At 61.9% G+C, this 11,886-nt stretch carries 9 protein-coding genes and 1 tRNA gene; 5 read left to right on the top strand and 5 right to left on the bottom strand.

Going from position 1 to position 11,886, the window contains the following annotated elements; translation table 11 throughout:
* Positions 1–138: 138 nt before the first annotated feature.
* Positions 139–1,728: a DUF6538 domain-containing protein gene (locus ABFY71_RS18515; protein ID WP_347947356.1), complete on the bottom strand. Its 1,590-nt coding sequence runs from the start codon at positions 1,726–1,728 to the stop codon at positions 139–141.
* Between the two features lie 233 nt (positions 1,729–1,961).
* Between ABFY71_RS18515 and ABFY71_RS19360 the strand changes: the two genes are divergently transcribed.
* Positions 1,962–3,764: a recombinase family protein gene (locus ABFY71_RS19360; RefSeq protein WP_431021554.1), complete on the top strand. Its 1,803-nt coding sequence runs from the start codon at positions 1,962–1,964 to the stop codon at positions 3,762–3,764.
* Here the strand turns inward: ABFY71_RS19360 and ABFY71_RS18520 are convergent.
* Positions 3,721–3,797 (bottom strand) — tRNA-Met (locus ABFY71_RS18520). The genes ABFY71_RS19360 and ABFY71_RS18520 overlap by 44 nt on opposite strands.
* Before the next feature lie 214 nt (positions 3,798–4,011).
* Here ABFY71_RS18520 and ABFY71_RS18525 point away from each other — a divergent pair.
* From ABFY71_RS18525 to bfr, 4 genes are all read left to right on the top strand, one after another.
* Positions 4,012–5,049 (top strand): aldo/keto reductase, encoded by a 1,038-nt coding sequence (locus ABFY71_RS18525; protein WP_347947357.1) that lies wholly within the window; start codon positions 4,012–4,014, stop codon positions 5,047–5,049.
* A 62-nt stretch (positions 5,050–5,111) separates the two neighbouring features.
* Positions 5,112–5,864 (top strand): DUF599 domain-containing protein, encoded by a 753-nt coding sequence (locus ABFY71_RS18530; RefSeq protein ID WP_347947358.1) that lies wholly within the window; start codon positions 5,112–5,114, stop codon positions 5,862–5,864.
* Positions 5,865–5,968: 104 nt separating this feature from the next.
* Complete coding sequence (locus ABFY71_RS18535; RefSeq protein WP_431021553.1) at positions 5,969–6,319, top strand: (2Fe-2S)-binding protein; 351 nt, start codon at positions 5,969–5,971, stop codon at positions 6,317–6,319.
* Positions 6,285–6,770 (top strand): bacterioferritin, encoded by a 486-nt coding sequence (gene bfr / locus ABFY71_RS18540; RefSeq protein WP_305582803.1) that lies wholly within the window; start codon positions 6,285–6,287, stop codon positions 6,768–6,770. The genes ABFY71_RS18535 and bfr overlap by 35 nt, the downstream gene beginning before the upstream one ends.
* Positions 6,771–6,845: 75 nt before the next feature.
* Here bfr and ABFY71_RS18545 read toward each other — a convergent pair whose 3' ends face one another.
* The 3 genes from ABFY71_RS18545 to ABFY71_RS18555 all read right to left on the bottom strand — a co-directional run bounded on the left by ABFY71_RS18545 (position 6,846) and on the right by ABFY71_RS18555 (position 11,711).
* Positions 6,846–7,859 (bottom strand): alpha/beta hydrolase, encoded by a 1,014-nt coding sequence (locus ABFY71_RS18545; protein ID WP_347947359.1) that lies wholly within the window; start codon positions 7,857–7,859, stop codon positions 6,846–6,848.
* 171 nt (positions 7,860–8,030) lie between these two features.
* On the bottom strand, positions 8,031–9,248 hold the full coding sequence (locus ABFY71_RS18550; RefSeq protein ID WP_347947360.1) for a lytic murein transglycosylase: 1,218 nt from the start codon (positions 9,246–9,248) through the stop codon (positions 8,031–8,033).
* Positions 9,249–9,509: 261 nt separating this feature from the next.
* On the bottom strand, positions 9,510–11,711 hold the full coding sequence (locus ABFY71_RS18555; RefSeq protein WP_347947361.1) for a mechanosensitive ion channel domain-containing protein: 2,202 nt from the start codon (positions 11,709–11,711) through the stop codon (positions 9,510–9,512).
* Positions 11,712–11,886 lie beyond the last annotated feature (175 nt).

Raw genomic sequence — 11,886 nt, forward strand, 5'->3', positions numbered from 1 at the left:
GAAGCAGTGCCCGATCATAGCATAATCGGGAGTTTTCACACAGCCTCGACCCCATTGCCGACCTGCATACCGGGGACACGCTATGGCTGACGAGTTGAATAGTTCTTGCCGGAGCTGCGGCGCTGACTCACCGACTGCTCAAACATCGGCAGCGGAATTATTGATTTCCAGCCTTGGCAGCTTCTCGATTTCGCGGCGAAGGGCGCCAGGCTTGAACTTGCCGTACTTCTCGGCCTCGTTGTGGGGTACTTGCCCTTGGATATAGTCGCGGGTACCCGGGTCCACCCCGTGTTCCCGGCAAAGCGTCTTGAACCGGTGTCTCCAGGCATGGTTGGGCGCCAGCTTCTCGTCGGTGATCCCGTTGGCGCGGACCCAGGCGGCGATACGTTCGCCGACCTTCTTGTACTGCGGGTTCATGGCACTGCCGCTACGGGCCCGCACGGGATTGTAGAACAGCGGGCCGGGCTTCGAGTTGGCCACGAATTCCAGAAAGCCCTGTTCGAGCAGGTGGGAATGGATCGCGACATTGCGGGGATTGCCGTCCTTGACGGATCCCGCCTCGGGCGTGATCCACAACAGCGGAACGCCGTCCTTTACCTTGACGTCTTCCTTCCTGAGTTGGGCTATCTCGCCGACCCGGGCCCCCGAGTAGCAGCAGATCCAGGGGATCCAGCGGCGCGCCGCGATCTGGTGTTCCGATAGCCGCTGGGTGACGGGCTCGAGTGTCAAGCGCAGGACGATCCCCGCCTCGTCGTCCTCGTAGCCTCTCATTTGCAGGGCCTGCGGCGTCTTCTTGACCTTCAGGCCGATGCCGTCCGCCGGGTTGGTGGCGATGATGAGGTTGCGCCTTGCCCAGTCGCAGGTGGAACGCAGCGCGGCCAGGTACCCGAACTTGACCGTCCTCGGCGCCAGTTTCCGCGCGACCAGGCTATCCTTCCAGGCGACGCACCATTCCGGCGTGATGGTCCGGATGTCGGGATGGGTCTCGGCGACGGTCGCGATGATGGCGGCCCATTTCTTGCGCGTCGCCGGCGCCTGCTCGCTCTCGTCGGCATACCTCTCGTAGACATCGGTCAACAGGAAGTGGTCCGGACCCTGCGTAGCGGATGGCAGCTCCGTAGCCGGGGCCTTGCGCTCCGGGAACCTGTTGGCCTCGGGGTCCTGCCTGTAGTCGCCCTCGGCGAAGCGCAGCACCTGCTCGCGCCCCTGGGCCATGCCCTTGTTGACCGCCTGGAGGATACGCCCGAAACTCTCCGGATCGACGATCTCTCCGCGACCGTCCAGGTAACGCCTGAGCGCGTCTTGGTTCTGGTTCCCGATGCGCTCGAGCATGGCCGACGTCAGGGCGGGATTGCCGGAACCGATGACCCTGACGCGCGGATGCTGGGCTGCCACCTGGTCGAGGAGCAACCGGGACAGGGCAATGTCGCGGTCGCCCGGATCGTCCTCGTTGGCGGCGACGAGATCGCGATAGAACTCACCGGCGATGGCGACGGCTTCCTTGTGGGAAATTGTCGCCGTACCGGCGCGGATCGAGCGCCAGCGTGTTTCGAGCCTCGCCATCTCGCGGAGGAACGCCGATTTGGCCACGTCGGGGTCACGGGTCCCCAGGCTGAACTTCTCTTCCTTCTTCCCGCCCAGCTTGGCGATGTCCCCGGGGACGCGGAGACGCATCCAGAAAATCCCCGAATCCTTGTGTCGGTAAGGCATCGGCATCCGCAACCCCATGTGTACCACCCTTGTGTACCAGTGGCCCGGTTACAAACCCCTAAAAACCCTCAGGTTTTTGTAATCTCTAGGTGTTTTGGAGTGCTGGCGGAGAGAAAGGGACTCTCCCTAATTCACAATCAGGCCGCCGGCCGTCTTCCCTTATTCAGAGCGATGGGCGATATTTCGTTTACCATGGAAAATAAACACGTCTCTTACCGCTTCCCCCGCCTTCGCGACGCATGTGATCGAACATGACGCGGGCTGCATTGTACGCCCGATTCTCCACGGACCGGCAAAACCCCGCCACGATTGAGGACCAACTCCGGCAGTGCGACCAATATGCTCTTGCCAAGTGCATGACCGTCGTCGCGCGGATCACCGACGAGGCGAAATCGGGCGCGGCCTCCAAGACGAGACCGGGCGTCCTGCACCTCCTCGAACTCGTCAAGGGGGGTAAGATCGACATCATCGTCTGCACGTCACCCGACCGGCTGACCCGCGATCCCGAACTCTCGGAAAAGCTGCTTAAGGTCCTGCCGTTCTACGGAGTCGAGGCGCACTATTCCCAAAAGGGCGGCACAATGTCGGACATGGAGCTACGTGTCCGCGCCCTGGTCAGTGCAGAGCAACTCGACGACGTGCGAATCAAGACCTGGCAGGGCCAACGGGGCCATATGCTTCGCGGAAAGGCCGTGGCTGGCTTGGCCTACGGCTACAAGATCGTCATCCAGCACGATTCCAGGGGCGACCGTATCCCCGGCCTACGGGCCATCGATCCCGAGCAGGCGGAGGTGGTGAGAAGGATATTCAGGGATTACAGCCTGGACGTCTCGCCCCGGGCCATCGCCAAGGCGCTCAACGACGAGGGGATACGCGGACCCGGTGGCGAGCTGTGGCGGGACACTACGATTCGTGGCCAGCAGAAGCGCGGAACCGGGATACTGAACAACGAGACCTACGTCGGCGTGAGAGTCTGGAACCGGCAGCGGTACCTGAAAAACCCCGAGACGGAGAAACGCATCTCCCGGATCAACGACGCCCAGGTAATCGAGATCGTGGAGGTGCCAGAGCTCCGGATCGTGGACCAGCCCCTATGGGACCTGGTGAAGGTCCAGCAGAGCCTACGTACCAAGATCGTAGAGGAGGCCGCGGGAAACAGACTGAGCGGCAACAGGCGGCCCGCCTACCTGTTCTCCGGCATGATCGAATGCGGGGAATGTAGTGGACCATACGCCATCATGGGCGCGGACCGATACGGCTGCACGAACCACCGCAAGGACAGGGGGTGCACCAATGCCAGAACGATATCGCGCCAGCAATTGGAGCAGCGGGTCAATTCGGCGATTCCCGACGCACTACTCACGCCGCCGGTAATCGAGGAGATCAGGGCGAACGCCAGCAAGCTCCTTTCGGCGTCAAGAGGAAAATCCGAAGCGCCGGATAAGGAACTCAAGACCAAGCTAAGCAAGGTGCAGGTCGAAATCGACAATCTCGTTCTCGCGTTCAAGGCGGGGGCGAGGTCTGCCACCATGATCGAGGAGATGGCGAAGGCCGACCGGACGAAGGAGGAACTCTCGAAGCAGATCGCCGAGCGTAAATCCCGCGAGGCGCCCGCCAAGGTAAAAGTGCCAGTACCGAATCAGGCAATTCTAAACCTCGCCGCCCACGCGCTGGGACATGCGGCGACCCTGGGCTCGGATAACGAACTCGCACGGGCATGGAAGGAACTGGTGCGTACGATGATCGAGAAGATCGTCGTTCATCCGCTTGCGCCACGAGGCGTCGCGCTGGAAGTCCATGGACGTCTGGTGGTCCTCCTGGCCACTCTCGAGGCATGGAATGCGGAGGAAGCGCGCTTGAAGAAGGAGTTTTGGGACCATTACGCTTCGCTGCGGTCAAACGGTCAGCTTCTCACCGTCAAGGAAAAGCTCCGCTTCGTAGAGGAGATGAATGCCCAAATACAAAAGAGGAAGCGCTCTTTCGAGCGCTTCCTTACGTCACGGCTTACGTTGGTTGCGGGAGCAGGATTTGAACCTGCGACCTTCAGGTTATGAGCCTGACGAGCTACCGGGCTGCTCCATCCCGCGTCAATGTCGATAACAATGCCTGTGTGGCCTGTCGTCGGTGCGGCCGGTGCCGCGACGTGAGGGGTATATAGGGGGTACCGGTTGAATGCTCAACCCCCAAACCGCGTTAAGTGACGCTTTTCTGACAACCCGGTTTTTTACGCTGTAAACCTACCATTCCAGATCAAATCAGTTAGTCTTCAATGCGTCTTTCCTGCATTTCAGTTGTCTCCCCATGAAATTGAATCCGCTTGGCCGCACCGATCTGCGGGTTACCGAAATCTGCCTGGGCACCATGACCTGGGGCAGCCAGAACACCGAGGCCGAAGGCCACGCCCAGATCGATCTGGCGCTCGAGGCCGGCCTCAACTTCATGGACACGGCCGAGATCTATGCCGTGCCACGCAGCCCCCAGACTTCGGGCCGCACCGAGGAAATCATCGGCACCTGGTTCAACAGGACCGGCAAGCGCGAGCAGTGGATCCTCGCCTCCAAGATCGCCGGTGGGCCGGTCGACTTCATCCGCGACAATTCCCGCGCCAGTGCCGGCACCATCCGCCAGGCGGTCGATGACAGCCTGCGCCGCCTGCAGACTGACTATATCGATCTCTACCAGATCCACTGGGCCTCGCGCGGCAGCTACAATTTCGAAGGCTCCTGGACCTACGCCCCCCACACCCAGGATACCGCTGACGTGCTCGACAATATCGAGGACATGCTCGAGGGCCTGGGTGACCTGGTCAAGCAGGGCAAGATTCGGCATATCGGCGTCTCCAACGAGACCACCTGGGGCATTGCCCAATGGCTGCGCATCGCCGGGGAAAAGGGCCTGCCACGCGTCGCCTCGGTGCAGAACGAGTACAATCTCACCCGGCGCCAGTTCGACCTGGACATGGCCGAACTCAGCCATCACGAGCAGGTCGGGCTGCTGGCCTATTCGCCGCTGGCGGGCGGCCTACTGACCGGCAAGTACCAGGGTGGCGCAGTGCCACCGGGCAGCCGTGCCGACTATCAGAAATCCTTCTGGCGCTACAATGAGTACTCAGAGGCGGCCGTCGCTGCCTATCTGGCGCTGGCGGCCGAGCATGGCCTCAATCCCGTGCAGATGGCCATCGCCTTTACCCTGTCACGCCCCTTCACCACCTCATCAATCATTGGCGCCACCACCACCGAGCAGCTGGCATTGGCCATCGGCGCTGCCGACGTCACCCTGTCGCCTGCAGTGCTCGGCGGCATCGAGGCCATCCACCGGCGCTTCCCGCGCCCGATTTGATTCCGTCGCCTTTTTGGCGGATCACGCTATAACAGGGTCGAAACACTATTATGGGGCCGCCCTTGACCATCCCGCTCATCGCCACCCTGTCGCCGCTGCTGTTCTATCTGGCCTATAATATCATTGTGCCGCAGATCGAAAAACGCCGGCCATCCCTGTCGGTGATCATGAATCTGCAGCGCCGCCGCTGGGTCGCCAATGCGGCGCTGCGCCAATCGCCCTTCGATGCCATCTTGTCGGGCAACATCATGGGCTCGGTGAGTTTTCTGGCGTCGACGGCGGTGCTGCTGATCTTGGCGATCTTCGCGGTGTTCGGCCAGGTCCCCGCCCTGATGGCGGCGCTGAACTCGCTGTCGCTGAACCGGGTGTACTCGGTCTTCGACGTGCAGCTTCACCTGCTGGTGATGCTGACCATGTTCGTGATGGCCTTCTTTGCCTTTACGCTGTCGCTGCGGCAGTTCAATCACTTCTGCATCATGCTGGGCGCCATCGATAGTGACAGCAGCACCTCCCCCGACGAGATCGACGCCATCAGCCGGATGAATGCGCTGGGCGCCCGCAATTTCAATTCCGGCATTCGCGCCTATTATTTTTCCGTCGCGACGGTCGCCTGGTTTGTCTCCGAATGGCTCCCCATTGCCACCTGCCTGCTCACCACCCTGATCCTGGCCCATCGTGAGTTCTTTTCCTCGGCCCATCGAACCGCAGCCTCCGCGGCGGTAATCGCCGCCCGTCGGCAGCAGGGCAAGACGCCGGCACCGGGGCTGACGGCGGCGCGTCAAGATGGCAGCGCAGGATCGCCCCCACCGCTTTGAGCACCGGGGCAAGGGCCATGACAGCCAGACTGGCTGGATCAGGTCGACTGGTGACGGTCAGTGCGGCAATTCTGACATTGACATTCAGCTATTGACGACGCTTTATGCCGCCACCTGATTTTGCCTTCATTCGTGGCCGTTTAATGCTTGTTTGCCAGTGCAACATGATCACCTCCAAACAGATCGAGGACATCGTTCTGGACCTGTTGCGAGCCGATCCATGGCAGTTGGTCGTCCCGGCCAAGGTCTACAAGGAACTCGACCGCCGTGCTAAATGCGGTGGTTGCGTGCCGAATGTGGTGGACATTATCGTCCGGGTCACCGAAAATTACCACGCACAGCAAGCCCTGCCCTCTGGCGAACTCGTCTCATTGCAGTCCGGGCTGGAAAAACTCAAGCAGCAACGAAGCGGAGTACGTCTTGAAAGGCGAAGCAAAAGTCATCGAGCGGCTTAACGAGGCGCTCTTTCTCGAACTCGGTGCGGTCAATCAGTACTGGGTCCATTTCCGTCTCCTCGACGATTGGGGTTTCAAGAAGCTGGCGAGCAAGGAGCGTGCGGAATCCATTGAGGAGATGCACCATGCCGATCGCCTGATCGAGCGCATCATCTTTCTGGAAGGCCATCCCAATCTGCAGCGCATCGCGCCGCTGCGCATCGGCCAGACGATCAAGGAAGTCCTTGAGGCCGATCTGGCTGGCGAATACGAGGCGCGCGCCGCCTACAAGGCCAGCCGTGAGCTCTGCGAGGAACTGGGCGACTATGTCACCAAGAACCTGTTCGAAGCCCTGCTGACCGACGAGGAAGGTCACATCGACTTCCTCGAGACCCAGCTTGAGCTGCTCGACAGTATCGGCGTCGAAAAATACGGCCAGCTCAACTCGGCCGCCGCTGACGCCGCAGAATAGCACTGGCCCCTCATTCAGCCGCCCGGAACCAGTTTCGGGCGGCTTTGTCTTGTCGGCGCAATGGCGGCAGCTGCGTCAGTTCTCGATTGGCTGGAACATGGCGTTGAGCTGGCTGACAATCTGCTCCATTGGGGCAATTGCCTCAGGCAGCTGTTCGGGCGGATCGGGGGTCACGGCGGCATAGGGCACGCCGCTCGGAAAGGCGCCGAACATCTGGAAGAACGCCACCATGTCCTCGAGCACCGGCGCCCGCCAGCGCCACAGCGACCCCATGGCGATCACCGGCTCCATATGGCCAAATCCCTCATAATAGCGCGTGGTCACCCAGACCCCGCTATCCTTGAGTTTTTCCGCGAACCGCTCGGTATTCTGCATCCGCACGATTGGATCCGTCGTGCCCGTCGCCAGATACATGGGCGGCGTCTGGTCGGTCACCAGGTTGATCGGCTGCGTGCCTTCAGGATTGGGGGCCGCCCCGAAGGCATTCTGCACCTCGCCATATTCAAAGGGATAGAAATCATAGGGCCCCGACAAGGCGGCCACGCCCAAAACGTTCATCGTCACCCCGTATTCGCGCAGAAACGACGGGTCGAGCGCCAGCATGGTCGCATTGTAGGCCCCGGCGGAATGCCCGGCCAGGAACAGCCGGGCGGGATCGCCGCCATAATTGGCAATATTGTCCTGCACCCATTTCAGCGCCTTGGCGCTGTCCTCCAGAAACCCGGGATACTGCACCTCAGGCACCAGCCGGTAGTCGGCGATGACAGCCACGAAGCCACGCGCCGCCAGGGCCCGTCCGACAAACTGATAGTCACTGCGCTCGCCCCGGTTCCAGCCGCCGCCGTAAATGAAGAACACCACCGGGGCCGGGGCACCGCGCGCTTCGGGCGCATAGACGTCCAGCCGGTGGCGCGGCCCGTCGGCGTAAGCGACGCCATCACCCACCTTGGTGGTCCCGCCATCCATCGAGGCCGGCAGGTTGAATGGATCCATCACCGACAGCGCCACAGCCGGGGCCGGCAACGAGGCAAGCAGCAATAGGGGCAGGGCCACCAGGCCACGACGAAGCATCACGATCAGTCTGGGCATGGGAATTTGGTTCTACCGGGAGAAAGCCACTGCGATAGCCGGCAAAGCCGATCAATTTGTGGCATCATCAAACTGGGCGAGGGCAGGCGTCTCGGTTGTTCAGACTTGCCTGCCCTCTACTTAAGCGAACTCAGATTGTTCCCAAACGGTTACCGAATGGTTAACGGACTGCTAACGTTGAAGGCGCTGCAACAGCAGGCCGGACACATGCCCGTCAGCCGGCAGACCGACCCTGTTCTGATAGGCCCGAACCGCTGCCCGGGTCTTGGGTCCCACCACGCCATCGGGCGTTCCGACATCAAAACCGGCCTGCGCGAGCAGCGTCTGCAACTGCGTCCGCTGCGCCTTGTTCAACGCCGAGTCGCCAGCTGGCCAGGGCGTTGCAAAATCACCGCCGCCGATGATCCGGTCGGCCAGATGACCAACCGCCAGCGCGTAACTGTCCGAATTGTTGTAGCGTTTGATCACATCAAAATTGGGCAGCAGCAGAAACACCGGGCCGCTGGCGCCGGCCGGCATATACAGCCGCCCGATATCGTTGGGGCGCGGAAAGGCCCGTCCTGATGTTCGCTGAATGCCCAGAGCCTGCCACTGGCTGAGCGGCGCTCGGTCCATCGCCCGCGCCCGCGCAAAGTCGAAGCCGCTGGGCAGCTTGACTTCATAGCCCCAGGTCTCGCCCGGCCGCCATTTGAAATTGTTCAGGTAATTGGCGGTCGAGCCCAACGCATCCTGCACCGAGTTCCAGATATCCTTGCGCCCGTCGCCATTGTAGTCGACGGCAAACCGTATGAAGCTCGACGGCATGAACTGGGTATGTCCCATCGCCCCGGCCCACGAGCCCGTCATGTTATCGGCGCTCACATGTCCGTCGCTGACAATGCGTAGCGCCGTCAGCAATTCCTCGCGGAAGAAGCTGGCGCGATACCCACCCTCGGTCAGCGTCGCCAGCGCATGGATGGTGTTCTCGCCACCCATGAAGCCGCCAAAATTGGTTTCCATGCCCCAGATTGCCAGCACGATCTCGGGCTGCACGCCCCAGCGCTGCTCTGCACCGGTCAGCGTCTGGTTCCACTCCTGCCGCATGGCCCGGCCCTTCGCCGCCTGCCCATCAGTCACGCGCCGGTCGATATATTGCTGCACCGTCTGGCTGAACTCGGGCTGCTTGCCGGTCAGTTCCATCACCTTGGGCTGGTAGTTGTAACTGGCAAAGGCCCTCTCAAAAGCCGAGCGGCTCACCCCGCGCGCTTCGGCCTGCGGCCACAGCGACCGCACGAAGTCGGCGCTATTGGCCAGGGCAGGCGCCACCCCGCCCAGAGAGAGCAGGGCCACCAGTGCCAGCGCCGGAAGCCGGCGAGATAACCGAATTATGCTGCCATCCGCAACAAACATGACGAGCCTCGTGATACGCAATTTTACAACAATGACGCTCTGCGCCCGCTGTGCCGCAACTGGCGCGTATCACAATATTAACCCACCAAATTAAGGGCGGCTTAAGGCAAACCGCCCGCCCCTTCACAAAGCCGTCAACCGGGGGAGGCTTGCGCTTCAGTCATCGTTGGGGGCGGACCCTTGCCGACCCGTCGCCTTGCGCCGCGCTGCGGCGGCAGATTGGCCACCTTGTCCCCACCCCGCGCCACGATCAGAGCGGGGTCAGCCCTCGTTCGGCCCGGTCTCGTCAGTCGAGGGCAGCAGCACACGCCCCGAGGCTCGCGCCTCGCCGCCCTGCACATAGGTGACGTGGGGGTAGGGGATTTCGATGCCGCGTTCTTCGAACACCGTCTTGATGCACTCATTATAGGCGCGGCCCGTCGACCACTGTTCGCCCGGCACTGTCTTGATCCGGGCCCGCACCGTAATGGCTGAATCGCCAAAGGCGGTCACGCCGTGCATCTCCAGATTATCCAGAATATGATCCTTGTGCTCGCTCTGCATCAGGCGATCAAAGGCATCAAACATCGCCTGCTTCACCGCGACGATATCGCTGTTATAGGCCACGCCCAGTTCCGCCACATGGAATGAGAAGCCCCGCACCATGTTGGAAACCTGATCAACCGAGGAAAACGGGATCAGATGCACCGTGCCACTCAGGTCGCGAATGGTCACCGAGCGAATGGTGAGTTTTTCCACCACCCCGGTCTTGCCCGCCGCCTCCACCACATCGCCCTCATTCATCACATTCTCGAACTGGATGAAGATGCCGGTGATGATGTCCTGCACCAGCTTTTGCGCACCAAAACCGATGGCCAGGCCGATCACCCCGGCGCCAGCCAGCAGCGGCGCGATATTGACCCCGATCTGACCCAGCGCCAGCATCACGCCGAACACCACCAGGGCAATGGTGAAGGCATTGCGAAACAGCCCCAGCAGCGTCTTTTCCCGCGATGTTGGCACCGTGCCAAAATTGGGATTGAGCCGGAATTCCACCCAGGAAGACACCGCAATATAGAGCGCCAGGCAAACCAGGATGATCAGCGCCGCCGAAATCACCGAGCCGGCAACCCCCTGCCCTTCCTCGGTGCTGATCCAGCCGGCAAAATCGAACAGCGCCCAGGCCTGGGCAATGGCCACCAGCACACCGATAATCACCACCCAGCGCACCACCTGCATCACCGTGGGGACAAATGCCTTCAACCGGACCTCCAGCAGGGGTAGTCGCTCCTTGATATCGCCGGGCAGGTTCAGCCCGGTACTGACGAAGCGCGCGATGAAGCTGACGATCACCACCCCGACAATCACCGCGATCAGCGATTGCAGCGTCGCCGACAGCATGAAAGGCAGCGCCTCTTCCGGATTGGCAAACCACACCACCAGCAAGGCGGTCAGATAGGCAATGGCAACCACATGCCAGTACCGCCCCAGCAGCACCAGGAAGTGCCCGAGCCCATCGTCCCGCTGCTTGGCGCGGCCGCCCAGCCAGTGCCGGACATCGTCGCGGTTCTGCATGATGATAATGACGGCGATGGTGGCAGCCGTGGCCATCACCAGCACCTTGACCGCAGCCGCGATCGCCGTGGACAGATTGCCCGCCAGCAGCGGCGCGATGAACAGGAAGGTGTAGCCAATCAGCGAAATGATCCGGCTCAGCCAGAAGAACCAATAGGCCGCATTGTCGTCGTTGACCGGCAACAGCCGCAGCGCCGACAGCCGCGGCGCCAGCACGGCCCGCGCCGCCAGCTTGGTGATTTCCACCACAAGGAAGGCATTGAGCAGCAGCGACTGGTTGATCCCCATGCGCCCCGGCACCTGTCCGGCAAAATTGAGGGCCACCACATAGCCGATGCCCCAGGCCAGCAGCACCGTGCTCAGATCCATCAGCACCGCGAGCAAGGCGGCGCCCGCGCGGCGCAGCCAGCCCGCCGTCTCAAGGCCTGTCGCCATGCGGCGGCTCAGCATATGGGCGAGCATCCGCAGCAACAGATAGCTGCCAAACAGCCCGCCCGCCGCCAGCAGGACGGGCCCGACAATCTCCATGAAGGCGGCAAGACTGGCGCTGTCGGTGCCAATGATCCCGGCCTGCAGGTCCAGGAACACCGCGCCCAGGGAGCGAATGGTCGCCGAAGCGCCCTCGGCTGCCGCCTGGGTGTATTCAGCCACCTGGCGCACAATGCTGAGATCTGCCATGGCCGGCTCTGCAGTCGGCGCGCCGGCCGGATCGCCTTCGACCTGCTTCAGCCGCTCGATCAGCGCCGCGCGGCTTGCGTCATTCTCGATAATCCTGATCAAGTCGTCGATGCTGGCATCGGCATTGCTGTCGCTGGCGGTTTCCGTCGCCGTGCCGGGCAGAAAGGGCACCTGAGCCTGGGCCAGCGCCGGCGACAACAGCAGAGCGAGCAGAACGAGAACAAAGCGCATTGAACAATCCAGCAGGAGAGGTCGGGATAGAGCGCTGCCGCACGACATCGCCCCCCATCGATACGCTGCTTGGTGGGCCCGGTTCAACCCGCTGCTGAATCTGGCCACGATGATTGTCTATTTTGGAACGCAAGAAGCCCGCACTGTTTCCAGTGCGGGCTTTTTGTATTTTTCG

The sequence above is a fragment of the Devosia alba genome (genome assembly GCF_039938915.1).
GTDB lineage: Bacteria > Pseudomonadota > Alphaproteobacteria > Rhizobiales > Devosiaceae > Devosia > Devosia alba.